The organism is Megamonas funiformis (assembly GCF_010669225.1).
GTDB classification, from domain to species: Bacteria; Bacillota; Negativicutes; order Selenomonadales; family Selenomonadaceae; genus Megamonas; species Megamonas funiformis.
Map to the genome: position 1 here is coordinate 1,630,128 of NZ_CP048627.1, position 25,702 is coordinate 1,655,829.

Sequence of the window (25,702 nt, forward strand, 5' to 3'; positions counted from 1 at the left end):
TTCAATATAATTTAATGTATAATAATTGGTACTACCAATTATTTAAATAGATAGGGGTACACATTTGGAAGATAGAGGTTATATCTTAGTTTTAGAATATATCAAGGAATTAATCATTTCTGGTAATCTCAGTGTTGGTGATAAACTCCCTACTGAACGCAAATTATCTGAAACACTTTCTCTAAGTCGCAATACTATCCGTGATGCAATTCGCATTATGGGAAGCATGGGTTTTATTGAAAGCCGTCAAGGTTCTGGCAATTATTTATCTAATAAAATCAGTGGCAATATCTCCGCCACTATAAATTTCATGTTACTTTTAGAGCAATCTAATTTTACTGAAATCAATCAAATCAGACGTGCCATTGCCTTAGAATGTTTTCGCCATGTTTTTACAAAATGCACTGATAGAGAAATAAAATTGCTACAAAAAGTAGTAACAAAAATGGAGCAATGTCATCGTGAAAGCCACTATGACAAATTATTTCATGATATTATTTTACATATCTCTCAAAACAAATTAATGATTAGCATGATGAATGCACTTTCTAACGTATGTTGTACATTAATTGATAATATTTTTTCCAGCGCTACAGCTGAAACCAAAAATACAATTATCAATTCACACAAAGAAATTCTAAATTGCATCATCAATCGCAATGAATTAGCTGGTTATGCAGCTATTAATCACCATTACGATTTAGTTGATAAAGAAATATTAAAATGGAAGGCGGTTCTTTAAGTGAAATTACTTGAACAATTTGGTATTATCTTAACTTTAACTTTTATCGTTGAAACTTTTAAGGAACTCGTTCCATTACCTGTTCCCTCTAGTGTTTATGGCTTAGTTTTAATGCTTTTACTTTTAAAATTCAAAATTCTAAATATCTCTGCTATCAAAGATGCTAGTAAATTATTAATCGAAACTATGCCTATCATGTTCATTCCTGCTGCTGTTGGACTTTTAAATGCATGGAATGTAATTCGTGATTTATTAATTCCTTTGACCTTAGTAGTAAGCTTAACTACTGTTATTGTAATGGTTATTTCTGGTCATATAACACAATTTATTATTGTATCTAGTAAGAAGAAAAAAGGAGCTTGCTAATTAAATGTTACAGGATCTTATCTTTAATTCAGCTTTATTTGGTTTGATTATTAGCTTATTAGCCTATGAAATAGGTTTGCGCATAAAACGTAAATTAAAAATTGCCATTTTCAATCCTTTGTTAATAGCAATAGGTCTTATAATCATTTTTTTAGTAACCTTCGATATTGATTATGAAGAATATAATCGAGGCGCTAAATATTTAGGTTATTTATTAACACCAGCTACAATCTGTCTTGCTGTTCCTTTATATGAACAACTAGAAGAATTGAAAAAAAACGTAAAAGCTATCATGGCTGGTATCATTTCTGGTGTAATCACTAGTATGAGTTGTATTTTAGCTTTATCTATTTTATTTAGCTTTAGTCACACAGAATATGTAACACTTTTACCAAAATCTATCACAACTGCTATAGGTATTGGTATATCTGAAGAATTAGGTGGTATCGTTACTATCACTATTGCTGTTATCATCATCACTGGTGTATTCGGCAATATGACTGCTGAATATATCTGCAAAGTATTTAAAATTTATGAACCTGTAGCTAAAGGTGTAGCAATCGGTTCATCTGCTCATGCTATGGGAACTGCAAAAGCAATTGAAATGGGCCCTATTGAAGCTGCTATCAGTAGCTTAACTATTGCCGTAGCTGGTATTGTTACTGTAATTGCTGTTTCATTCTACGCAACTTTATTATAAATTTTAAAATTTATAATAAAACAAAAAATAACACCTTAAAATAATCTTTTAAGGTGTTATTTTTTCTATATGATGAATTGTCAATCCAAGTGCGACACTTCTTTTAAAAATAAATTAAATGGATTATCCCAATTTAAACATTTTCTTGGTCTACTATTTAATAATATTAATTTTTTTATTAAATCATCATTAGATATTTTTCCTAAATCTGTTTTCTTTGGATAATATTCTCTTAATAACCCATTTGAATTTTCGTTACTACCTCTTTGCCATGCTGCATAAGCATCTGCAAAATATACTTTTATATTTAATTTTTCTACTTCTTTGTAACATGCAAATTCTTTTCCTCTATCTGTTGTAAATGTTTTTAATGCCTTTTTGGGTAGTACTTTCACTAACTTTTTTATTGCTTTTAGCATAGATGGGGCTGTTCTATCTTTTATTTTTATTGCCACATAAAATCTTGTTTTTCTTTCTACAAATGTTGCTAAACAAGCCTTAGATTTTCCTCTACTAGATACTATGATATCTAACTCCCAATGTCCAAAAGTTTTTCTACTTTTTACATTTTTGGTCTAGTTGTAATAGTGAAATACCTTTTAATTTACCAATATAAATCCAGTTATAAATAGTTTTAAAGGAAAGTTTATCATTTAAAAGTGCATTAGAAATCTGTTCTGGAGACCAATTTTCATGTAATTTTTCAGAAATAAGATTAGAAAAAACATCATTATATTTACTAGAGTGAGAAGAATTTTTACGACGTTTAAGATAGTTATTGTAGGCAGATGTAGAGCAATAATTATTTTCAAATTTATTACGAGAAAGTTCTCGAGCAATAGTAGAATGATGACGATGTAAAAATTTAGCAATAAAACGAGTAGAGTAACCTAAGATAGAAAGAACCTCTATACGAATACGTTCAGATATGGTAAGATGATGATAGCTCATTATGAATTTTCCTTTCGTGTAGGTTTGGTGTGGTAACTTTATTTTACATGAAAATTCATAATGAGTTTTTTATTTTTTTAGGTGTCGCACTTCATTATACAATCCATCATTTAAATATTGTATACTTATATTTTTAGTTAATTTTTATATTTTGAATTTATTATATTTATATTTATTTCACCGATTACTTTTTGTTTATCAATAATTTTTACTTTTCCTTGAGAAATATTATATTGATGAATATCTTCATTTGGTAATCTTAATTCTAAATTCAAAGGTATAATATTCTTTTTATTTTTTTCAAGCTCATCTTCTGGATTTAATTTTGGCCAAATTCCTTTTTTAGTACCTTGAGATACTATTACATCTAACTTTTCAGTTGTATATGAAAGATTTCTTGCATTTTTATCTACTTTTATACGTAAATATACACTAACTATATTAGGTTCAATGTAATATTTTACTATTCCCATATTATTAATATCAATTGTACAATCTGTAATATAATTTTGTGTTAAATCTATTTTTTGATAAACTTTATCTGATTTATTTTCATCAGTGAATTTCTCTAGCATAAACATTGCTAATATAGTTAAAATCACTAAGACTATACTTATAATTTTTCGATTAAATTTGTTCATACTTATTTCGCCATTTCTCTTTAATCTTTTTTAATATACATTTACTGCCTAGTATAATTATAGCTATTACTCCGGGCATACAATTTAATTGACAATTCCCACAAAAACCAGTGCAATTATTTGCCATACCTAGTGAAGATATAGGTATACCTAAAGAAATAAAGAAAGTAATAATTTTATTTTTCATATTTATTTTTCTCTCTTTCCATAAGAAACAGCTTTTACAGGGCAATTATACACACATTCTTCACAAATAATACAATTATATACATTCGTTTGGGCTTTGTTTTGTACAATTTTTATTGATTCCATAGGACAAACTTTACTACATTTTTGACAACCAATACATTTTGTTTTATCAATATTAATCCTTGATACAAAATCAAATTTACAACCTAGAGCATGAATTAGATTTTGCACTGCTCCTACAGGACATAAAAAATTGCAATATCCTCTACCACCTTGGGTAAATAATCCCAAAATAATTACCCATACAAAAGTAGTAATTATCAAAGTTGATGTTAACGAGATAAAATAACCCCAAATAAAATAATTAGTGAATAAATCAAATAAATAAAAATTACAATAGTTACATGCTAATAATCCGCCAAAAAATGGCAAAATCATATAACCTGTAAGCATACCATAGCGAATAGGTGTTATATCTACATATTTACTCCAATTAATTTTGTATTTCGTAGGTATTAAACGACTTAAATATTCAGTACTTGCACCTGCTGGACAAAGTTTCCCACAAAAAATAGCACCTTTAAAGAAAGATATTATCCCCAAAACCACTAAAAAAGAGACAAAAGCAATATCCATAGCAAAGAATTTTCCATCTAATAAATGCTCAATTTGAATACGAAAACAACTACTATGAATAGATATCTCATTGATATCTCGACCAAAAAGATAAAATATAGCCTTAGTAAATAATGCTCCAGGTGCATAAAACAATATAAAACCTAGCATATATCCAATAATTCGTTTTATTTGAAAATACATACAAACTCTCTTTCTAGATAAATTAAGGATAGAGCAAAAATCACCCTATCCTTATTAATAATTAATTACTTATTTTTAATTAGAAATTATAACGTACACCTACACTATATGTGCGACCTGATGTAGCTTCACTAGAATAAAATTCTCTATCAAAAATATTATTGATAGCAAATTGTACACTTGTTGAATCAGAAAGCTGATAATTTATAGCAGTATTTACAATAAAATATGGATCTTCTGCACCATATTCACCAGTTACATCATCAGGTGCTTGTCTTGCACTAACGTATTGACAATCAAGAAGTGCGTTCCACTTATCTTGTTTGTAATTAAATCCTGCGTGCATCAAATGTTTTGGAATACCATAATCATTACTATTTACATCTTTTAAATTAGTACCTGCAACTTTACTTTGTTCTACTTTACCAGATTGCCAAGCATAGTTAAAATATGCAGACCAATTATCATCAAATTGATGATTTGCTTCAAATTCTATTCCACGACGTTTTTCTGTACCATAATTTTCATATTGTTTATATTCTGCTTTATTAGTACCAGGTTTATAATGTGTTGTATATAAAATTTTATCATCTGTTTTTACTTGATACAAGGACAAACCTATATTAGTTCTTTCTGATAATTGTTTTTTCATTCCGATTTCAAATGTATTTGATGTCTCTGGATCAAGATCTGGATTAGCTATAACACCGCCCATATCACCACCACCATCACGGTATACTTGATATAATGGTGGTGGATTAAAAGAATGGCCATATGATACATAATAATTAGTATCTTCATCAGCTTGATAATTTAAAGAAATTTTAGGACTAATTTCATCATATGTTGCTGAATCATAATTTAAACTTCGTGTTACCGCACCTGTTTTTTTATCGTAATAGATACTGTAACCATCTGTTTTTTCAAAATGATCCCATCTTACACCTAAATACATAGTTAATGGATCGCTTATTTGATATTCATCTTGAATAAATAAAGCTATATTTTTAGCTTTACCACCATGTTTTTCATATAAACCATTATTACCCCAATTGGTATTTACAGAACCATGGTCACGCCAATTATTTAAATAAATTCTATCTTGGTCAAAGCTTTCTTGTTTATAGCTACCACCAACTAAAATATTATGTTTACCGATATCTTCCCATACTTTTTGAAAATCAAAATTATATGTTTTTCCTGGATAATATGAGTCAGTACCTTCTCCATTCCAATTAATATTTTTAGCCCCACTTGCATTACTATATCCATTTTTTTTCATATCTAAATAACCAAAATTAGCACTAAATTTATTGGCCTCATCTACATAATTTAATACATGTAAATCAGATTCTTTTTTGCCGTCATAACCAAGATAACTAGAAATACTTGGCGATAAAATCAAACCATTGCCAATATCTACTTTTTCACCAAAAATAGGTTTTCCATTTACAGTTATTGTAGAAAATGGATTTTTATAGCTATATTCACTTTCTGTATGAATATAATTATATTTTAAAGATTTATCTTCATCAAAATCATATTTTATATGTGCAGAAATATTTTCGTTTTCCCATTGTTTTTCTCCACGACCACCTAACAAATACTTGCCCGTACTTAATTGTGGTGGGATATTATCTGGTTTTATATTTGCTGTACCTTTTTTGGCATTTCCTGTATAATAATAGCCTTTAAATCCATCAGATTTACGATTTTCATAGCCTAAACCTACAGATAATTTTTCATCTACTTGCATATTAGCATATACAGCTTTTTTCCATGTATTGTTACTACCATAATCTAAAACAGCATTGATTTTAGATTCACCTTTAGCCATAGTTTGATCTTTTGTAATAATATTTACTACAGCACCTACAGCTCTACCACCATATAATGATGAACCAGCACCTTTTACCACTTCGATACGTTCAATATTTTCAACTGGGAGCATTTCCCATTCCATATTGTTATTATAAGTGGTATTCATTGGCATTCCATCTAATAAAATTAAAATATTATCTGACTCAAAACCTCTAATTTGAATACCACCTTGAGCTACTTGGCTCATATATACACCTGGCAATTGTTGTAATGCCTCAGGTACAGATTTTACATTTCTTTCTTGAATATCTTGTGCTGTTACTACATCTACACTCGCTGGGGTTTCTTTTAATTCTTTTAATGTTTTAGTAGCAGTAACTACCATTTCTTGTAATTGAAAAGTAGGTACTTGTTCTGTTTCTTGAGCCATTGCAAAATTACTATTTAAAATTACACTACCACAAACTAAACTAGTTACTAATAATTTTTGTTTAATATTATACAAAATTTTTCCTCCTAAATATTATTTATGTGTACCAAAAACAACTTTAATATTATTTTTTTGCAGAAAGTCGACAATTTCTTGTATTTTAGGACAAAGAACTTTTTTATGCGTTTGTTCATCTATTATTTCTGTACAAATGCCTACATGGACAATATCTGTTTTTACAGACAATATTCTTTCTAATTTTTCTAATAAACCTTCTTGGTTATTTAATAAAACTTCATCACAACCATTACAAGTCCAAAAAGCAACTAATTTTGTATCATCATTGGTATATTGAGTAAAAAATCCCTTTTTGTTATAAAAAGCATCTAAACAACTAGCACCTGTGCATACATCATTGGCTTTTAAACATGTTAAAATAGCGATATTTTTCATATACATAACCTCTTTAAAATATTTAAATTGTTTATTTAAAATGTTTTGGTAAAAAACGTATATTTATATTGTCATTAGGTAAAGCCTCTATTTTGGTATCAACTTCATATAAATCTTTAATAAATTTTTCAGTTAATAAGTCTTTTGGTTTTCCTGCACCTACAATTTGTCCATCTTTTAAAGCTACTAAACGATCACAATACATAGCAGCAATATTTAAATCATGAATAGCTGCTATAACTGTTAAATTTAAACTCTTTACAATATCCATGATTTGTAATTGATATTTAATATCCAAATGATTTGTTGGCTCATCCAAAACTAAACACTCTGTTTCTTGAGTTAAAGCTCTAGCTAAAATTACACGTTGTTGCTCTCCTCCAGATAAAGTAGTAAAATTTCTTTCAACAAAATCTTTTAATCCTACTTTTTCTAAAGCATTTCTAGCTATTTTATAATCAATTTCATTATCTCTTTCTAAAATTTTTTTATGTGGAGAACGACCCATTAATACTACATCTAAAACTTTAAAATCAAAATTATAAAAATTATGTTGAGCTACTACAGCTAAATCTAATGCTGTCTGACGAAAAGACAATTCATCTATATTTTTTCCATTAAATAAAATTTTGCCTTCACTAGGTTTCAATATACGGTAAATACATTTTAAAAAAGTAGATTTTCCACTACCATTTGGACCTATTATTCCTAAAAACTCTTTATTTTTTACATCTATGTTTATACCCTTTAAAATTTCTTTATTCCCAATAAACTTTTTTACTTGTTCACTTATTATTTCCATTTAATTACCTCCAAAACCATATGTCTTCTTTATCATTAAATAAACAAAACAAGGAGCACCTATCAAAGAAATCAAAATTCCTATTGGTAATTCAGTTTTTGGAATAATAATTCTACATAATCCATCAGCTAAAACAAGAAATATTGCTCCTGCTAAAGCCGATATAGGTACTAATTTTTTATGATCAGTACCGACTAACATCCTTATTATATGAGGAATAATTAAACCTACAAATCCAATCATTCCAGCAGCATAAACTACAAATCCTACAATTAAAGAGCTAACCAATAAATATACCTGACGATATATATGCAAATCCCGTCCCAATGTTATAGCTACTTCATCACCTAAAAGCATTAAATTTAAAATGCGACTCTGTGTCCAAAAAAATAAGATAGATATCATTACTATTGGTGCAATTATAAAAATACTATCCCACTTAGCACCAGATAAACTACCCATTAACCAAAAAGCAATAGATTGCATTCCTTCTTTATTATTAGCAAAATACACAATAAAACTAGAAAAAGCACTACATACTGCACTTAATGCCATACCAGCTAATAATAATTTTATCGAATTAGCCTTTCCACCAAGATTAGCAATAAATACCACACCTAATGAAATAGTAAATGCTCCAATAAAAGCAGATATCCCTACAAAATTTTCACCCAAAGCAACACCAATACCTAGTAAAATAGCTGCTGTAGCTCCTAAAGAAGCTCCTGAAGAAATACCTAAAATATATGGATCAGCTAAAGGATTTTTTACAATAGCTTGCATAATAACACCACATACGGCTAAACCAGCTCCAACTATTGCAGCTAAAACTAGTCGTGGTAAACGCAATAACCAAATAATATCATGCACAGGTCCTTTTCCTATAGTTTCTATACTTGTACCACTTTGTAATTGTTCTATAATAGTGAAATATATTTTTTCTAATGGTAATTTTACTGTTCCTATACTTAAAGCCCAAAATAATATCATAATCAAAATAATTATCAACAACAAACAAATAAATAGATAATCTGTTTTTCGAAAAAATTCTTGCATTTTACTTCTCCTTATATAATTCTGGATATAAACCTTGTGCCATTATTCTTATACCATCATATGCTCTAATACCAGGACTATATATTGCATAAAGAGGTACAGGATATATTCTTTTATTTTTTACAGCTTTTAATCCTTGTAAAGCCTTATTTTGATAAATTCTATCTAAATACATACGTTCGTCACCATAGTGCTGTTCAGTAATAACGATAAAAATTACATCTGGATCTAAATCAATTAACTGTTCAAAACTAAAACGCTCTACATTAGGTTCCAATAATTCACCATTAACTCGTTGTAAAATATCACCAGCTAAAGTTTGTTCTCCATATACAGAAATATCTTTTCCTAAAAACTCAATAATAATTGCTCTAGGTTTTTTATTTATATTTTTAGTATGCTCTGTAACAAAAGATATTTCTTTTTTCATCTGTCCAACTAATTCATTAGCTCTATCTTTACGATCAAATATCTTACCCAAATCTAAAATATATTGATATTCTTCATCTAAACTATGTTTAGGTTTTATTAATATATTATCATTTATAGATTTTGTTGGAGCAGATGATTTAGCTATATATGTATTTACAGTTCTACTATTCCAATAATCTGTAGTTCCTGCCACTTTTGGTGCAAAAGTAGAATACCAACCTAAAATAAAATCTGGCTCTAACATTGTTATAGTTTCTATATCTAAATTTTGTAATCCAGTATAAGGGATTTTACTATATTCTTCTCGATATTCAGGTCGAAGATATTTCTTGTCAGGAATACCTGTTCCTGCCACAATTCTATCACCAACACCCAAAGCAATTAATGTTTCTACAGAGTTTTGCCAAAAAGCGACTACTTTTTGAGGTGGTTTTTTATATGTTAATTCAAATTCTTCATTTTTAGAGTTTATATTTTTTATTTTTATTGGATAATTATTTTCATTATATGATATATTTAACTGAGACTTTTTTTGTTCCCACAACTGTATAGTATCTGCATTTTCTTTTATAACAGGACTACAACCTGATAATATTATCAACAATACCATTAAATTTATAAATATAATATTTTTCATAAAAACCTCTATAGAAAAGTATAAAGTACACTAAATGTGTACTTTATACTCTTCTTATATTAAACTTAATTAAAATTTATATCTCATACCTACCATATAACAACGACCAGGTTGTGGTGCTGCGCCAATTCCATTATATGCACTATAAGCATTTTCATATGCTTCATTAGTTAAGTTAGTAATAGTTACATATGCTGTTGTATCATCATTAATTTCATAATTTAAGTTCCAATCAAGTACAAAGAAATGCTTATCTGTAAATGCTGTTGTATCCATACCAGTATAATAATTAGCTAATAAACCTGTATACCATTTACCATTTTCATAAGATAAGTTAGCAATATAATGATTCGCCGGACGTAAAGCATTTATCATTGTATTAACATTAGAATTATCATCTAAATTAATATCTGGGTCAAACTGCATACCGTCTTTTGCTTTCCACTCATCTTTCATATGACTATATGCTAAGCTCAAATTCCAATGATCATCAAATTGATGGTCCATTGTTAAATTAATAGACTTTTTAGTTTCTTGTGCATTAACATTTTTATTCACAAAATCTTTGTCAACGTCAGACCATACAGAATAATTAGTAATAGCATTATCCATATCAGTCCAATCATAATGAAGTGCTACACTCGTTTTATCATCAATATCTTTGCGTACACCAAACGTCCATACATCTCCTTCTTCATCTTTTAAAGGAGCTCCATTTGGTGTATCTTTTCCATAATCTGCTGATTTTATTGGTCTATATACACTTGCCCATCCTAAATATGCACTAGTTGTATCATCAAAAGCATATTGTGTATTAATTGTTGGTGTAAAAATTATTGATGAAGTATTACCTTGAGATACTGTACCAGCATCATTTGTTTTATCAAAAGTACTATAATTAGAATAACGAATAGCTGGTGTTATATCCCATTTATCAGATAAATGTATTTTATCTTGCACAAATCCTAAAATGCTATCTCTTTCTACATGTGTAGTTTTCCACGTATTATCTTTTCTATTTAAACTTTTAGTATAAGTTTTAGCTTTGTCATAAGTTAAGCCAAATAATAAATCATTATTATCTATAGATTTACCATATTGAAGCTGTAATCCCTGATTTTTTTCATTATATAAAGTAGTAGGACCTGTTTTACTAAATTGATAATTATTTATAAAATCATCCCAAGCAGGAGAGCCTGGAAATGGCACAAAACTACCATCATCTGCTACCCAATCTGGATATCTATCAACACCCCAATAATGATGATCTTGATCATAAAAACGAATAAAGCTTTCCATACCATTTTCTTTATCAAATGTATATGTAATATCAATATCATTATTACGAAAAGCATTATATGAACCACTCAAAGCATCTAATACAAATAAATTTCTATAACCTGGATTCGTAGTATTACCAAATTTACCATCTTCGGTATCTTGAATAATTCTATTCCATTCTGTTTCATTCCAAAAACGATAATCCGGCGCAGTAATTGGATAGCCATCTTTGCCATTTCTATGATTATACCAAATACGTAGGTTTTCTGTATCACTAAAATCTTTATCTATGCGTATATTAGCGCCTTCTTCTTTAAATTCTGTACCCCTATAAGTATAATTTCCCCCAGTAAGACCATCTTTATATTTTGTATCGCCAGACATTTCACGATCCAATGATATAAAATATTTCCATGATTTATCATCACCAGCAGAACCAGAATAAGTTACATTATAATTATGTTTTTTCCATGAACCAGTAGAAAGATCAATAGTTCCTTGATTTTCATCTGCTCCTTTACGAGTAATAATATTAATTACTCCACCTGTAGCATCAGCTCCATAAACTGAAGCGCCAGGACCTTTAATTACTTCAATTTTTTCTACATTATTAATATTTACTACTTGATTTAAATCAACCATCGTTCTAGTCCCACTAGCATTAGAACTACCAAAACGAGTACTAGTAGCATTATCAACACGACGACCATCCACTAAAACAACTACACGAGAATCACCATTAATTGATAAACTATTATTATATGGTGCATAGCCATATTCTCCGCCCCTATATCCAGGGTTTTGAAAAGTCACACCAGGTATACGTTTAATAGCATCTGTCAAATCTTGATAATGACGTTTTTCAATTTCTTCACGAGTAATTACTTTTACATCTCCACCTGTACGATAATAAGACTGTTCTGTAATAGTATTACCAAATTGATCTTTTGTAGCATCCGCTTCTACTACTACAGCATCTAAAGTATATTCATTTAAATTTTCATCAAATGCCGCTTCGGAATATGTTGTCCAATTCATAATACCAAGAATTACAGCAGCTACTAGATATTGTTTTTTTAATCTCATTTTTAAACCTGACTTTCTTAATTAATATTTCAAAAATTTACTCCATTTATATAAGAAAAATTATAAATAGCATCTACATTCCAATCAGTCCAATTACCATCAAATTTACCTAAATTAAAAGTAATTCTTTTTTTACTATTTGGTGCTATCTTGCACATAGGCATTTTTTCTGGTTGTCCTATATATTGATAAGAAGTTCCATCATTATTCATAAATGTAATAATAGCTGTGAAATTATTTAATCTAGTAATTTTCAAATCATTTCGTAAATTCTCAAATTCTCCACTCATACATAAATTTTCTCCATCTTTCCATACTTTATAAGTTTTCCATTCTAAAATCATAGTATCTGATGAAGTTTCTGCTGCAAAACTAACTGTTGGAAAAATCATTATCAATAATAAAAAAATAATACATACTTGTCTTTTCAAAAATATCCTCCTCTCTATTTAATTAATTATTATGGTGCTTTATCAAATATTATCATCAAAAATATTCTAATATTTAATAACGAACCAAATAAAAAACCTTTCTGCTTAAAATACAGAAAGGTTTTATTTATAAGTAAAAAATACCTTTTTGCTGTATGCAAAAAGGTATAGTTATACATATTCTTCACCATACCGTCTCTCGCAGTAACTTTTATTGGCTACTAAAATTAGGCAGTTCTTCTGGCTCTGCTTCACCGCTCATCTTGCCTTCCCAGTTTCCCAGTGACATATTTAAGACTCGCTCCACATTACAGCTACGGGATAGCACAGGTTTCACACCTGTTTCTCTATTAAGTATTGCTACACCTAACTTTATCTATATTTATCTTTTCATAGATTGTATTTATCTATTACAATTTTGCATTATAAATGATAATATAGTTAATGTCAATAAAAATTTAATCCAATTTTAATTTTTATTATAATCCATCAATAAATTTTCCTGCCAATGATTAGGTAAATATCTAATATTAATACTACCATTATTTAACATTTCTACTTTTGTTTCTACTTCATATATATCTTTAATAAAATTTTCTGTTAACAATTTTTTAGGACTTCCTTCGCCTACAATTTTGCCATTTTTTAGTGCAATCAATCTATCACAATACATAGATGCTATATTCAAATCATGAATAGCTGCTATTACTGTTAAATTTAGACTTTTTACAATATCCATTATTTGTAATTGATATTTTATATCCAAATGATTTGTTGGCTCATCCAAAACTAAACACTCTGTTTCTTGAGTTAAAGCTCTAGCTAAAATTACACGTTGTTGCTCTCCTCCAGATAAAGTAGTAAAATTTCTTTCAACAAAATCTTTTAATCCTACTTTTTCTAAAGCATTTCTAGCTATTTTATAATCAATTTCATTATCTCTTTCTAAAATTTTTTTATGTGGAGAACGACCCATTAATACTACATCTAAAACTTTAAAGTCAAAATTATAAAAATTATGTTGAGCTACTACAGCTAAATCTAATGCTGTCTGACGAAAAGACAATTCATCTATATTTTTTCCATTAAATAAAATTTTGCCTTCACTAGGTTTCAATATACGGTAAATACATTTTAAAAAAGTAGATTTTCCACTACCATTTGGACCTATTATTCCTAAAAACTCTTTATTTTTTACATCTATGTTTATACCCTTTAAAATTTCTTTATTCCCAATAAACTTTTTTACTTGTTCACTTATTATTTCCATTTAATTACCTCCAAAACCATATGTCTTCTTTATCATTAAATAAACAAAACAAGGAGCTCCTATCAAAGAAATCAAAATACCTATAGGAATTTCTGTAGCTGGTAATAATGTTCTACATAAACTATCTGCTATTAATAAAAAAATCGCTCCAGTTATTGCACAAAAAGGCAATAAAATTCTATGTTCTGTGCCAATCAACATACGTACTATATGTGGCACTATTAATCCTACAAAGCCAATCATTCCTGCTGAAAAAACTACCATAGCTACTAATAAAGCACTACCTAATAAAAAAACATATCTATATTTTGCCAAATCTGTTCCTAAAGTAATTGCTGTTTCATCACCTAATAACATCAAATTTAAAATTTTACTTTGTGTATAAAAAAATACTATTAATATAATTACTACTGGAGCTACTACATATAAATTTTCCCAACGTGTACCTGCAAAGCTTCCCATCATCCAATAAATCACAGTTTTTATACCATCTTTATCGTCAGCAAAATACACTATAAAACTAGAAAAAGCGCTACAAACAGCGCTTAAAGATATTCCTGACAATAATAATTTCATGGAATTAGTCCGTCCACCTAAATTAGCTACAAATAAGACTAATGCTGAAATCATTAACGCACCCAAAAATGCCATAATTCCCACAAAATTACTTCCCCAATAAATACCTACATTGAAAAAAATAGCTATCGTAGCACCAAGGGAAGCACCTGATGATACACCTAAAATATACGGATCTGCTAATGGATTTTGTACAATAGCCTGCATAACTACACCGCTGATAGCTAAACCAGCCCCAGCTAATATTACCAATAATATTCGTGGTATTCTAATTAACCAAATAATATCATTTTCTATTCCATGTCCACTTTCAGTTAATGAAAAATTAGGATTAAAAATATACATCAGTGCTTTTTGAATATCTATCAAATTTAACTGTACAGTACCAATACTAATAGCCCATATACTAATTAATAATAATATTAACATTAATCCACAAAAAAATATTCCATTTCTTATTTTTAACATATTATTCGCCCTCCTTAAAATTAATTTCAGGATACGCTATAAGAGTAATTTCCTCTACACCCTTAATAAAATTTTGTGATGTAGAATTCAAATAATTACTATGAATTTTATATATTTGATTATTTTTTATAGCTGGTAAATCTTTGTATAAAGGATTTTTTAATATATCTTCAATAAAAATACTAGATTTTTCATTTACATTAAAATTCCAATCAGAAATCATGATAATATCAGGCTTTACCTTTAATAATAATTCTTTAGGAAAAATTCCTTCAAACATTATATCTTCATCAGCAAAACAATTTTTTACTCCAGCATAATAACAAATATCACTAAAAGTGCCTTTACTACCCAATAAACCAGTTGATGTTAATACTATTACTTTTTTTCTTTTATTTTCAGGAATGTTATTTTCAACATTTTTAGTAATTGTAGCTAATTTTATTTTAAGTTCTTTTACTAAGTTTTCTCCTTTCTCTTGTTCACCAACAACTTTACTGATTTTATTAATATAAGTAAATATTTCATCTACATTTACTGGTGTTTTACACACATATACTTTTAATCCCAAGCTTCTTAACGATTTTATAAATCCCATATTGTAATCTGGCACTATTATTAAATCCGGTTGATAAGCTAAAATCTGTTCAATATTCCCACTAGAAACTCGTCCTTTTAGGTTTTTTACCTCTTTACTAATAGAACTAATTTTGGGATCATCGGCTAATTTAGATAATGCTACAATTCTATCTTTTTCTACTATTTCCCATAATACTTCATCAATTGAAATATTCATACTCATTATTCTAACTGGCTTCTCTTCAAAATCTAATCGTGTACCAGTCGCATCTACTACACTATATAGTATAAAAGTCTCTTTTTTATCTTGTTCCTTTTGCCAAAAACAACCACTTATATTTAGTAATATGATAAAAATTCCTATTATAAGCCACAGTTTTCTCATAATCATTAACCTCAATACATTTTACAATTTCTTGATTGTGCCATTATTTTATTACGTAATAATATTAAATTATCGTAAGCAAGTTCATGAACCACATATTGTGGTTGTATATAATCTATTAAAAAACTTGGAGCTTTAGTTTGAAAAATTTCATGTTTATCAATTTTTGTAATATGTTCCCATAATCTATGTTTATCAAATTCACAAAATTTAAATTGCTGTTCAATAAATTTTTTTTGATATTGCCCTGATAATGAACAATTTAAATGTACTCCTTTTATCAAACTCGCAAAACTACCTAAATTATTTACAATATCCTTAATAAATATACTAGCTTCTAATTCTGATGTTAAATTTATATTTGTATTCATTAAATGTCCAGTATCTAACATAATGCCAACATTATTATGTTTTAATTTCTCAAAAAAATACACTACATTCTCCATACTATTTAAACGCAATCCTGGCCACCATAAATTTTCAAATAATATCAGTACATTATCTGGTATTATTTTTGCTACTTCATTAAAAACTTCACTAGTAGCTAATAAAACTTGTCTATCATTATAATAAAAATTATAAGTAAATATTTCTTGAACATTTGCTTCTGACACATGCCATACTAAATATTGAGGTTTTAAATTCAGAGCCAAAGTTATATTTTTTTTTATATATTCAATCCATTCATATATATTTTGAGCTTTATAATAATGTTTCTTTTCTTCATTACTTTCAAATATATAATCTAATCGTTGCTGATTATTCCACCAAAAATCTATCCAATAAGACCAATATTCAAGATGTACACCTATTGTTGATTCTTTATATTTTAATATCATATTATTATCATAAATTAATTGTTCTATGCCATCTAATTTCATAGATGCTACATATTCACCTAATGATTGTCCCATCAACTGGAGTTCTTTTTCATACCAATCTATAACTGGATAATTAAATAAATATTTTACCATAGGTTAAACCCTTTCCTCATATCCATTATTTAATTATCTTATTTTAAGAAGAAAACATATAGAAAATCTTTATTTTCTATATGTTTCTTCCTAATCTTTTATATTAAATTAAAATTCATATTCCATACCAACTGCAAAATTTCTACCTGGCATACCATACCAATCACCTGGTTTACTGCCCCACCAAATAGCATTAGTTTGTTCTGCATATTCTTGATTGAATAAATTATTTACCTTAGCAAAAACTTTTAGATTATCTTCTGGTTTATAATTTAATCCTAAATTGAATACCCAATAATTATCACTTGGCCACCCTTTTGATTCTACCTTATTGCCATCTCTACCAATAAAACCTTTTCCATCTAATCCAATATTCCATTTATCTTTTGTATAATCTACACCAACTGTTACCATATTTTTAGGTAAATATCCATAATCTGTAGTTCCTTTTTTATTTGTATATGATAACCTCGACCAACTCAATAATCCATGCCAAGAGTCATCAAAATATTTTTCATATTGAATATCAAAACCATGAGCTTTTTCACTGTCATTAACATAAGTATCTTCTTTCACATCAAAACCTATATTCCTGTCAGAATCACGTTTAAAATAATGTGCATTAATCATTGAACTATCATCAATTTTATGATTAATGCCCACTTCATAATTTTTGCCTTCTTCTGGTAACAATTTAGCATTACCATAGTTAGTATCATAAAGTTGATACATTGATGGCAATACAAAATAATCATTATATGCTATATATATATTAGTATCATCTGTAAAATTATATCCTAAATTAAAACTTTTAGCTGTATTTGATTCTAATTCTACTAGACCACCAGATGGATCATCATAGCGTATACCACTTGTTAATTTCCATTTATCATCAAACATCCATTCATCTTGTAAAAAATATGATGTATTTTTTAACGATTGATATGTTTCATAGGAACGATAATCTGGTGTCCATACTGTTGATGGATTTAAATTTTCGGATTTTATATGCTCAAGACCTACAGTAACCACATGAGTATCACCAAAAATTTTTGTTAAAGTATCATTTATCACTGTACTTTTATATCTATTATTCCAGAAATTACCCCAACTATCATCTCTTGAATTATGTAATAATCCAACATGTTCAAATTTGGCATTATTATAACTTAATACATTGCTCAAACTATCATCTATTTTTTGATTATATATTATTTGCAAATTTCTTGACTTAGCTTCACCTTTAATATCTTGATTATATAAATGATCTAAAAAAGAAAAATCATCATCACCATTTGTATAATTTAGTATAATATTAGCATTATCTGAAAGATCTTGCTTTAACATCACTCCTATATTTTCAGAATTATCATGCGCTTTCCATTCTATATCATTACCATCTTTGAATTTTCCTGAAATAGCTTTTTGTCCATAAATTCTATAACTTGTATCTCCTAATGAACCTTCAGTACTTATTTTATATTCTTCTTTACCAAAACGTCCTGTACTAGTAGTTATTTTGGTTTTAGGCTCAGTATCTTTCTTGGTAATAATATTTATTACTCCCCCTTTAGCATCGCTACCATATAATACAGACGCTGAGCCTTTTAAAACTTCTATACGCTCAATATTTTCCATATCACTAACTAAATGAAATGGATATGTTTGTCCTGTACCTGTCATTGATACACGAACACCATCAATCAATACTACAACTTGATCAGAACCATTTATTCTAACTTTTGACATACTATACCCAGGTAAATTATAATCTAAAAATTGTATACCTGTCACAGTACGCAGAGCCTCTTCTATAGTATTATAATGCATACGTTCTATATCTTCTTTTGTTATTACACTAATGTTAGCATTAGCATCCGTTAAATTTTCTTCTCTTTTTGTAGCTGTTATAACTACTTCATCTAAATTATAAGATTTTAACTGTTCAACTGTTTCTGTTGCTTCAGTTGCTCCTACATAATTATTGCCTAAATTTAAAGTTGCTAAACATATACACATAGCTAATTTTTTCTTTGATAAATTCATTTCACACTCTCCATATCTATAATTCATATAAGTTTTTATAAAAAAAAACGACTACAATATATGCAGTCGTTTTTTTCATAACTGCATGACAAAACAGTGCTAATTATAAACATATAAATAATATCTACGTTTATTTGCACTATTCAAATTTGTACATCGCAAATTATGAACATAAAAATGGCGCCCTGACTAAGATCTATGCAATATTATCCCTTTGCGAGAGGATACTGATAATACTGCTCCCAACACAGTTGCGGTACAGCTCTAGATTCTCACTAGATTCCCCATATAATTTCTCTATTTATTTAAATTAAATACAAAAAAGCCTTTTGTTATCAACAAAAGGCGTAATTATGTAAAAACTTCACCATACCGTCTCTCGCAGTAACTTTTATTGGCTACTAAAATTAGGCAGTTCTTCTGGCTCTGCTTCACCGCTCATCTTGCCTTCCCAGTTTCCCAGTGACATATTTAAGACTCGCTCCACATTACAGCTACGGGATAGCACAGGTTTCACACCTGTTTCTCTATTAAGTATTGCTACACCTAACTTTATCTATATTTATCTTTTCATAGATTGTATTTATCTATTACAATTTTGCATTATAAATGATAATATAGTTAATGTCAATAAAAATTTAATCTAATTTTAATCTTTTATCAAATACTATTGTTTTTTTTTATAAAAAATGCTATACTTCTATGCAACAAATGAATAATTCATAATTTAGGTGTACTTTGTACTTAATAGAGAAATCGGTATAAGCCGATGCGGTCCCGCCGCTGTAAGGACGAGCTATATTTCATTTATGTCACTGGGAAACTGGGAAGGCGAAATTATGCAATGACTCCAAGCCAGAAGAACTGCCTATATTATCTTTCCGATTCCTGCGAGTGACATGGATAGGAAAATATATAATATTGCTGAATTTAAATTTATTTTATATATTTATGCCTTCCTTTCTTTTCAGGTTAGGAAGGTATTTTTATTTTTAGGAGGTAATATTTTGTCTGATGTATTAATGTATTTTGAAAAAGGTGGATTAGTAATGTATCCACTACTTATTTGTTCACTAGTTATTATTTTTATTGCTATTGAACGATATCTGTTTTATAAATCTATTGATTCTGGTCATTTATTTACTAAACAATATTGCGATATTCTATCTGGAGAAACGCTAGAAAAAGCTTTTGAATTTGCTAAAACACATAAAGGAGCTTGTGCTAATATTCTAACTCAAGCAAGTCCTTTGCCTACAGTAGAACGTACTGAGGCTTTTATGGAAATGAAGGGTAATATTGTAATGTCTCGTTTACGTGAAAAATTAAGTTATTTAAGTGTAATTACCACATTAGCTCCACTTTTAGGACTTTTAGGAACTATTGTTGGTATGATTACCACATTTAGTATTTTTAATATTCAAGCTGGTCAACCAATGGCCATTACAGGTGGTATCGGTGAAGCTCTAATTGCCACAGCTTCTGGTCTTTGTGTGGCAATTTTATCTTTATGTGTTCATTCTTATCTCTCACATAAAATGAACAATATTATCACTAATATGGAACAATGTTTTTCTGCTTTATCTGAGGCTAAAGTCAGAGGTGCTAATAAATGAAATTAAGAAATTATCGTGAGACTAAACAACCTGATTTAAATATCATTCCAATGATTGATATTATGTTTTTTTTATTGGTATTTTTTATGCTTAGTACGATGTACATGGTAGAACAAAAAACTATTCCTGTAAATTTACCACAAGCTACTTCTGCTGCTATTGATAACAAAACTAATTTTACGGTAACCCTAAAGGATGATGGTAGTATTTATCTAGAAGACCAACAAACAGATATTCAAACATTATTAATGCAAGCAACTAAAGAGCAAAAAAATAATCCATCATTTGCTATTATTATTCGAGCAGATAAAGATATTAATTATGACAAAGTAGTTTCTTTTATTGATACATTAAAAAAAGCTGGTATCACTCGTTTTGGTTTAGCAACAAATGGAGCGGGTGGTAATTAATGGATGAACAAAAACGAAAGAAAATCAGTATAATTGGTTCATTTTTATTTCACATATTTATATTTCTTTTTATTTCTATCACTGGATTATTAAAATTCACTACTCTACCACAATATGATGAAATTGTGGAAATAACTTCTGTAAGCGGAAGTGGTGGAGGCAGTGCATCAGCGAATATCACAGACTCTACTTATACACCACCTTTAGAGCCTGCGCCAGTAGAGCAAGCTCCTATAACTCCAGATAGTATTTTACAACATTCTGACATAGCTACCACTAATGTAACTTACGAACAAATTCAAGAATTACAAGAAAAAGTGGAAAAACATGAAATAACTACAGAGGAAGCAGTAATTGCTCCACCAATAAATAATAACGTTGAACATTCTAATCATCATAACGGTAATAATGCTACTATAAATACTAATGATGATACAGGTTCTGGTAATGGAGCTGGTACAGACTCTGGTTCTAGTGAAGGAACAGGTGATGGTGAAAGTTCTGGATCAGGCAGTGGTTCTGGTGTAGGAGATAGCGATGGTAACGATGATAATGATGATAATGTTTATAGTAACCCTGCAATTCCTCCCAGAATAATAAAAAGTCCTACTCCAAAGTATCCTATTAAAGAACGCAATAATAAAATTGAAGGCGTATCCATAGTACGTTTTCTTATTGGTAAAGATGGCAGTATAGAATCTGCTGAAATAATTTCTTCTTCAGGAAGTTCTGCACTTGATGAAGCAGCTTTAAATACAGCATATAAATGGCAATTTTTACCAGCTAAAAATACTAACGGACAAGATGTTAGATGTTATGCTACTCAACAATTTACATTTCAATTAAAATAAAATATCTATATAAAAAAATAGACTAAATTCTGCACTATACAGAATTTAGTCTTAATTAATAAATAAATTAAAACTAAAAATTTAATAATTATATATATTTTTTATTTAATGCCGATTTTAATAAACTTTGAATAATTGAATTTGCCTGTTCTACAGAAGATTTCTTTCTCCCTAAAGAATAATTCATCAAAAATTGTTGATAATCCAAAGAAGTAATATCTTTTAATCTCTTTTGACCAAAATAATATTTACCAATATTTATATTATTAATAACTATAGGCAAATCTAATTTTCTTATCTGTAAATGATATTCTTTTAACCATTTATCTGCATATTCATTAAAAGTAATATTACTATTTACAATATTATTTGATTTATTTTTATTATAATCTTTTACCTTAAACATGAAATTATTCAAATTTGCCATAATATCACCATACCTTTAAATATTAAAGCTATTAGTTCGGAAAACTGAACTTTATAGATATTTTATCATAGATAAAATACTTTTTCAAATGAGAAATCCATTTTAATATACATAATATTTTATTTAAAACCTTGACTTGAAGTTCACTCCAAGTAGTATAACAATATATAGAAAAATATTTATTTGGAGGTAATAATATGTCTACATTAAAAGAATTTAGTAATTCTTTAATTTTTCCTTTAGGAGATAAATTACCAGAACAATTCAGTAAATTTTTTATTGGTCAAGTTCATTTGAATATGCTAACTACTACAGGTGTTTCTATTGGTAACGTTACTTTTGAACCTGCTTGTCGCAACAATTGGCATATTCATCATAAAGGCGGTCAAATGTTATTAGTAACAGCTGGCGAAGGATATTATCAAGAATGGGGAAAACCTGCTCAAAAATTAAAAGCTGGCGATGTTGTCAATATTCCTGCAGAAGTAAAACATTGGCATGGTGCTACAAAAGATAGTTTCTTTTCTCATTTAGCTATTGAAGTTCCTGCTGTTGGTGGCTCTAACGAATGGCTTGAACCTGTAACTGATGAAGAATATTTGCAATTAAAATAATAAAGATTCCAGATAAAATTAAATTTATAAACTAGAAACTGCATTTTTAAAATTAACCTAATATAATTTTAGAAGTGCAGTTTTTATTATCTACTCTAAAGAAATTTAAACTTTTAATATCTATGTATTTAATATATGTAATTAATTCTTTTTTCTTACTCTTTAGAAAAAACCTTAAGTATTGACACTATATATTATAATATAGAACTAGAGAATAACCTTTACAAAATATTGCTTATTCTCTAATCTAAATATAGTGGTGCATAATCAAAGTTTAATATTAAAGGAGTAGAAAATATGCAAACTAAATTAACTAATATTTTACAAACTCAATTTAATAAAACAATTGAAGATTGTACAAATGAAGAATTGTATACTGGATTATTAATGCTAGTAAAAAATTTAAGCAATGACAGAAAACCAACTTCAACCCCTCGTAAACTTTATTATATTTCTGCTGAATTTTTAATAGGTAAATTATTATCTAACAACCTAATAAATTTAGGTATTTATGATGAAATAAAAACATTACTTGCTGATAATGGCAAAAATTTAAGTGATATAGAAGAAATTGAACTCGAACCATCTTTAGGTAATGGTGGTCTTGGAAGACTTGCTGCTTGCTTCTTAGACTCTATTGCAACTTTAAATTTATCTGGAGATGGTGTAGGTTTAAATTACCATTTTGGTTTATTCAAACAAAAATTTGAAAATCATCTTCAAAAAGAAGAAAAAAATCCATGGATTACAGATAAATCTTGGTTAAATGATACTAATATTGGTTTTGATGTCGAATTTAATGGTTTTACTGTTCATTCCAAACTATATGATATTGATGTATTAGGCTATCAAAAAGGATTAAATAAATTACATCTTTTCGATATTGATACTATTGACGAAACTATCGTCAATGATGGTATTTCTTTTGACCAAAAAGACATTCGTAAAAATTTAACTTTATTCCTCTATCCTGATGATAGCACCAAAGAAGGTCAAATGCTTCGTATCTATCAACAGTATTTCATGGTAAGCAATGCTGCACAATTAATCTTGATGGAAGAAAAAGCTAAAGGACATGATTTACATGAACTTTATAAATATGTATGTATCCAAATCAATGATACACATCCATCTATGGTAATTCCTGAATTAATCAATCGCTTAGTTTTAGAAGGTATCGATTTACATGAAGCTATTGATATCGTATCCAAAACATGTGCATACACAAACCACACTATCTTGGCTGAAGCACTTGAAAAATGGCATCTTGAAGATTTAAAACAAGTAGTACCTCAACTCATTTCTACTATTCAAGAATTAAATGCTATTGCTAAATCTCGCAGTGATAACAAAGCTGTACAAATCATTGATGAGCATAACCTTGTGCATATGGCTCATATGGATATTCATTTTGGCTATAGTATCAATGGTGTTGCTTCCTTGCATACTGAAATTCTTAAAAATAGCGAATTAAAAGCTTTCTATGAATTATACCCAGAAAAATTCAACAACAAAACAAATGGGATCACTTTTCGCCGTTGGTTATTGCATTGCAACCATGAGTTAAGTCAATATATCACATCTTTAATTGGTGATGAATACAAAACTGATGCTACAAAATTAAAAGATTTATTGAAATTTGTTGATGATGAAACTGTTTTAAATAAACTCTTAACTATCAAACAAAATCGTAAACAGGATTTATGCAACTATTTAAATAAAACAATGCATTTGACTTTAAATCCAAATAGCATTTTTGATATTCAAATTAAACGTTTACATGAATATAAACGTCAACAAATGAATTTACTCTATATCATTCAACTTCTTCAAAAAATCCGCAGTGGTTATGTTCCTTCTACACCTATTACTTTCATTTTTGGCGCTAAAGCTGCACCAGCTTATATCATTGCTAAAGATATAATTCATGCTATCTTATGTCTTCAAGATATTATCGCTAAAGACCCTGTAGCTTCTAAATATATTCAAGTGGTAATGGTAGAAAACTACAATGTAACTAACGCTGAAAAACTCATTCCTGCTTGCGATTTCTCTGAACAGATTTCTCTTGCAAGTAAAGAAGCTAGTGGTACTGGTAATATGAAATTCATGCTCAATGGTGCTATTACAATCGGTACTGAAGATGGCGCTAATGTAGAAATTCATGAACTTGTTGGCGATGACAATATCTATATCTTCGGCGAAAGCAGTGATGATGTTATCGCTCATTACAACAACAATGATTATGATGCAGGAAAATACTATAATAATGATGAAATCATTAAAAATGCAGTAGACTTCTTAATTTCTGAAGAAATGACTTCTATTGGACAGACAGAAAATCTCCATCGTTTACATCACGAATTAATTTCTAAAGACTGGTTCATGAGTTTATTAGATTTAAAAGCTTATATTCAAACAAAAGACCAAGCATATAATGATTACGAAGACCGCTTAGCTTGGGCTAAAAAATCTTTAATCAATATTGCTAACGCTGGTTACTTCTCCAGTGACCGCACAATAGCTGAATATAATAATGATATTTGGCATTTAGACAAATAAGTCTAAACAAACTTAATAATTTAATTCTATAAAAAATACCTAATGAGCTATGTATAAAGCAAAATTTATCACATAAACTCATTAGGT

General features: G+C 28.5%; 23 protein-coding genes, 1 pseudogene and 4 riboswitches. Of the genes and pseudogenes, 8 read left to right on the forward strand and 16 right to left on the reverse strand.

Features of this window, described 5'->3' with window-relative positions:
* Positions 1 to 64: 64 nt before the first annotated feature.
* The 3 genes from GXM21_RS08290 to GXM21_RS08300 are packed head-to-tail and all read left to right on the forward strand — an operon-like array spanning position 65 to position 1,808.
* Positions 65 to 742, forward strand: a complete 678-nt coding sequence (locus GXM21_RS08290; RefSeq protein WP_008537446.1) for a FadR/GntR family transcriptional regulator — start codon at positions 65 to 67, stop codon at positions 740 to 742.
* Positions 743 to 1,108, forward strand: a complete 366-nt coding sequence (locus GXM21_RS08295) for a CidA/LrgA family protein (protein ID WP_008537445.1) — start codon at positions 743 to 745, stop codon at positions 1,106 to 1,108.
* 4 nt (positions 1,109 to 1,112) lie between these two features.
* A complete protein-coding gene (locus tag GXM21_RS08300; protein WP_008537444.1) occupies positions 1,113 to 1,808 on the forward strand; it encodes an LrgB family protein in 696 nt (231 codons plus the stop codon).
* Positions 1,809 to 1,888: 80 nt separating this feature from the next.
* On the opposite strand, the pseudogene GXM21_RS08305 reads toward GXM21_RS08300, so the two are convergent.
* The 15 genes and pseudogenes from GXM21_RS08305 to GXM21_RS08375 all read right to left on the reverse strand — a co-directional run bounded on the left by GXM21_RS08305 (position 1,889) and on the right by GXM21_RS08375 (position 19,135).
* Positions 1,889 to 2,759, reverse strand: a pseudogene (locus tag GXM21_RS08305) (IS30 family transposase).
* A 137-nt stretch (positions 2,760 to 2,896) separates the two neighbouring features.
* On the reverse strand, positions 2,897 to 3,400 hold the full coding sequence (locus tag GXM21_RS08310; protein WP_008537438.1) for a hypothetical protein: 504 nt from the start codon (positions 3,398 to 3,400) through the stop codon (positions 2,897 to 2,899).
* A 189-nt stretch (positions 3,401 to 3,589) separates the two neighbouring features.
* A complete protein-coding gene (locus GXM21_RS08315) occupies positions 3,590 to 4,408 on the reverse strand; it encodes a 4Fe-4S binding protein (protein ID WP_008537436.1) in 819 nt (272 codons plus the stop codon).
* Between the two features lie 79 nt (positions 4,409 to 4,487).
* Positions 4,488 to 6,734: a TonB-dependent receptor gene (locus tag GXM21_RS08320; RefSeq protein WP_008537435.1), complete on the reverse strand. Its 2,247-nt coding sequence runs from the start codon at positions 6,732 to 6,734 to the stop codon at positions 4,488 to 4,490.
* Between the two features lie 18 nt (positions 6,735 to 6,752).
* Complete coding sequence (locus GXM21_RS08325) at positions 6,753 to 7,112, reverse strand: CGGC domain-containing protein (protein WP_008537434.1); 360 nt, start codon at positions 7,110 to 7,112, stop codon at positions 6,753 to 6,755.
* Positions 7,113 to 7,143: 31 nt separating this feature from the next.
* Positions 7,144 to 7,914, reverse strand: a complete 771-nt coding sequence (locus GXM21_RS08330) for an ABC transporter ATP-binding protein (RefSeq protein ID WP_008537433.1) — start codon at positions 7,912 to 7,914, stop codon at positions 7,144 to 7,146.
* A complete protein-coding gene (locus GXM21_RS08335; protein WP_008537432.1) occupies positions 7,915 to 8,970 on the reverse strand; it encodes a FecCD family ABC transporter permease in 1,056 nt (351 codons plus the stop codon).
* 1 nt (position 8,971) lies between these two features.
* On the reverse strand, positions 8,972 to 10,039 hold the full coding sequence (locus GXM21_RS08340; protein WP_008537431.1) for an ABC transporter substrate-binding protein: 1,068 nt from the start codon (positions 10,037 to 10,039) through the stop codon (positions 8,972 to 8,974).
* Positions 10,040 to 10,108: 69 nt separating this feature from the next.
* On the reverse strand, positions 10,109 to 12,406 hold the full coding sequence (locus GXM21_RS08345; RefSeq protein WP_008537430.1) for a TonB-dependent receptor: 2,298 nt from the start codon (positions 12,404 to 12,406) through the stop codon (positions 10,109 to 10,111).
* A gap of 29 nt (positions 12,407 to 12,435) precedes the next feature.
* Positions 12,436 to 12,837 (reverse strand): hypothetical protein, encoded by a 402-nt coding sequence (locus GXM21_RS08350; protein WP_008537429.1) that lies wholly within the window; start codon positions 12,835 to 12,837, stop codon positions 12,436 to 12,438.
* A 213-nt stretch (positions 12,838 to 13,050) separates the two neighbouring features.
* Positions 13,051 to 13,222, reverse strand: a riboswitch (cobalamin riboswitch).
* A gap of 84 nt (positions 13,223 to 13,306) precedes the next feature.
* A complete protein-coding gene (locus GXM21_RS08355; RefSeq protein WP_117898857.1) occupies positions 13,307 to 14,107 on the reverse strand; it encodes an ABC transporter ATP-binding protein in 801 nt (266 codons plus the stop codon).
* On the reverse strand, positions 14,108 to 15,151 hold the full coding sequence (locus GXM21_RS08360; RefSeq protein WP_008537426.1) for a FecCD family ABC transporter permease: 1,044 nt from the start codon (positions 15,149 to 15,151) through the stop codon (positions 14,108 to 14,110).
* A gap of 1 nt (position 15,152) precedes the next feature.
* Positions 15,153 to 16,121, reverse strand: a complete 969-nt coding sequence (locus GXM21_RS08365) for an ABC transporter substrate-binding protein (RefSeq protein WP_083826918.1) — start codon at positions 16,119 to 16,121, stop codon at positions 15,153 to 15,155.
* A 5-nt stretch (positions 16,122 to 16,126) separates the two neighbouring features.
* Positions 16,127 to 17,089 carry a TIM barrel protein gene (locus GXM21_RS08370; protein ID WP_008537423.1) on the reverse strand — a complete coding sequence of 321 codons (963 nt, stop codon included), beginning with the start codon at positions 17,087 to 17,089 and terminating at the stop codon, positions 16,127 to 16,129.
* Positions 17,090 to 17,197: 108 nt separating this feature from the next.
* Positions 17,198 to 19,135 carry a TonB-dependent receptor plug domain-containing protein gene (locus GXM21_RS08375; protein ID WP_008537422.1) on the reverse strand — a complete coding sequence of 646 codons (1,938 nt, stop codon included), beginning with the start codon at positions 19,133 to 19,135 and terminating at the stop codon, positions 17,198 to 17,200.
* A gap of 159 nt (positions 19,136 to 19,294) precedes the next feature.
* Positions 19,295 to 19,481, reverse strand: a riboswitch (cobalamin riboswitch).
* 47 nt (positions 19,482 to 19,528) lie between these two features.
* A riboswitch (cobalamin riboswitch) is annotated at positions 19,529 to 19,700 on the reverse strand.
* A 147-nt stretch (positions 19,701 to 19,847) separates the two neighbouring features.
* Positions 19,848 to 20,021: riboswitch (cobalamin riboswitch) on the forward strand.
* A 121-nt stretch (positions 20,022 to 20,142) separates the two neighbouring features.
* Here GXM21_RS08375 and GXM21_RS08380 point away from each other — a divergent pair.
* Genes GXM21_RS08380 through GXM21_RS08390 form a run of 3 tightly spaced genes read left to right on the forward strand, consistent with a single transcriptional unit; the run spans position 20,143 to position 22,012 of the window.
* On the forward strand, positions 20,143 to 20,751 hold the full coding sequence (locus GXM21_RS08380; protein ID WP_008537421.1) for a MotA/TolQ/ExbB proton channel family protein: 609 nt from the start codon (positions 20,143 to 20,145) through the stop codon (positions 20,749 to 20,751).
* Complete coding sequence (locus tag GXM21_RS08385; protein WP_008537420.1) at positions 20,748 to 21,161, forward strand: ExbD/TolR family protein; 414 nt, start codon at positions 20,748 to 20,750, stop codon at positions 21,159 to 21,161. The genes GXM21_RS08380 and GXM21_RS08385 overlap by 4 nt, the downstream gene beginning before the upstream one ends.
* Positions 21,161 to 22,012 carry an energy transducer TonB gene (locus GXM21_RS08390; protein ID WP_008537419.1) on the forward strand — a complete coding sequence of 284 codons (852 nt, stop codon included), beginning with the start codon at positions 21,161 to 21,163 and terminating at the stop codon, positions 22,010 to 22,012. The genes GXM21_RS08385 and GXM21_RS08390 overlap by 1 nt, the downstream gene beginning before the upstream one ends.
* Before the next feature lie 88 nt (positions 22,013 to 22,100).
* Here GXM21_RS08390 and GXM21_RS08395 read toward each other — a convergent pair whose 3' ends face one another.
* Positions 22,101 to 22,439, reverse strand: coding sequence for a hypothetical protein (locus GXM21_RS08395; RefSeq protein ID WP_008537418.1), 339 nt, complete (start codon positions 22,437 to 22,439; stop codon positions 22,101 to 22,103).
* 197 nt (positions 22,440 to 22,636) lie between these two features.
* Between GXM21_RS08395 and GXM21_RS08400 the strand changes: the two genes are divergently transcribed.
* On the forward strand, positions 22,637 to 23,053 hold the full coding sequence (locus GXM21_RS08400; protein ID WP_008537417.1) for a cupin domain-containing protein: 417 nt from the start codon (positions 22,637 to 22,639) through the stop codon (positions 23,051 to 23,053).
* A gap of 297 nt (positions 23,054 to 23,350) precedes the next feature.
* A complete protein-coding gene (locus tag GXM21_RS08405; protein ID WP_008537415.1) occupies positions 23,351 to 25,615 on the forward strand; it encodes a glycogen/starch/alpha-glucan phosphorylase in 2,265 nt (754 codons plus the stop codon).
* Positions 25,616 to 25,702: the final 87 nt, after the last annotated feature.

What these genes read in the sequence shown, in the direction of transcription:
- GXM21_RS08300 (WP_008537444.1), top strand. Translation starts at nt 1,113, where the DNA reads ATGTTACAGGATCTTATCTTTAATTCAGCTTTATTTGGTTTGATTATT.
- GXM21_RS08310 (WP_008537438.1), bottom strand. Translation starts at nt 3,400, where the DNA reads ATGAACAAATTTAATCGAAAAATTATAAGTATAGTCTTAGTGATTTTA.
- GXM21_RS08315 (WP_008537436.1), bottom strand. Translation starts at nt 4,408, where the DNA reads ATGTATTTTCAAATAAAACGAATTATTGGATATATGCTAGGTTTTATA.
- GXM21_RS08325 (WP_008537434.1), bottom strand. Translation starts at nt 7,112, where the DNA reads ATGAAAAATATCGCTATTTTAACATGTTTAAAAGCCAATGATGTATGC.
- GXM21_RS08330 (WP_008537433.1), bottom strand. Translation starts at nt 7,914, where the DNA reads ATGGAAATAATAAGTGAACAAGTAAAAAAGTTTATTGGGAATAAAGAA.
- GXM21_RS08335 (WP_008537432.1), bottom strand. Translation starts at nt 8,970, where the DNA reads ATGCAAGAATTTTTTCGAAAAACAGATTATCTATTTATTTGTTTGTTG.
- GXM21_RS08340 (WP_008537431.1), bottom strand. Translation starts at nt 10,039, where the DNA reads ATGAAAAATATTATATTTATAAATTTAATGGTATTGTTGATAATATTA.
- GXM21_RS08345 (WP_008537430.1), bottom strand. Translation starts at nt 12,406, where the DNA reads ATGAGATTAAAAAAACAATATCTAGTAGCTGCTGTAATTCTTGGTATT.
- GXM21_RS08355 (WP_117898857.1), bottom strand. Translation starts at nt 14,107, where the DNA reads ATGGAAATAATAAGTGAACAAGTAAAAAAGTTTATTGGGAATAAAGAA.
- GXM21_RS08360 (WP_008537426.1), bottom strand. Translation starts at nt 15,151, where the DNA reads ATGTTAAAAATAAGAAATGGAATATTTTTTTGTGGATTAATGTTAATA.
- GXM21_RS08365 (WP_083826918.1), bottom strand. Translation starts at nt 16,121, where the DNA reads ATGATTATGAGAAAACTGTGGCTTATAATAGGAATTTTTATCATATTA.
- GXM21_RS08370 (WP_008537423.1), bottom strand. Translation starts at nt 17,089, where the DNA reads ATGGTAAAATATTTATTTAATTATCCAGTTATAGATTGGTATGAAAAA.
- GXM21_RS08375 (WP_008537422.1), bottom strand. Translation starts at nt 19,135, where the DNA reads ATGAATTTATCAAAGAAAAAATTAGCTATGTGTATATGTTTAGCAACT.
- GXM21_RS08385 (WP_008537420.1), top strand. Translation starts at nt 20,748, where the DNA reads ATGAAATTAAGAAATTATCGTGAGACTAAACAACCTGATTTAAATATC.
- GXM21_RS08390 (WP_008537419.1), top strand. Translation starts at nt 21,161, where the DNA reads ATGGATGAACAAAAACGAAAGAAAATCAGTATAATTGGTTCATTTTTA.
- GXM21_RS08395 (WP_008537418.1), bottom strand. Translation starts at nt 22,439, where the DNA reads ATGGCAAATTTGAATAATTTCATGTTTAAGGTAAAAGATTATAATAAA.
- GXM21_RS08400 (WP_008537417.1), top strand. Translation starts at nt 22,637, where the DNA reads ATGTCTACATTAAAAGAATTTAGTAATTCTTTAATTTTTCCTTTAGGA.
- GXM21_RS08405 (WP_008537415.1), top strand. Translation starts at nt 23,351, where the DNA reads ATGCAAACTAAATTAACTAATATTTTACAAACTCAATTTAATAAAACA.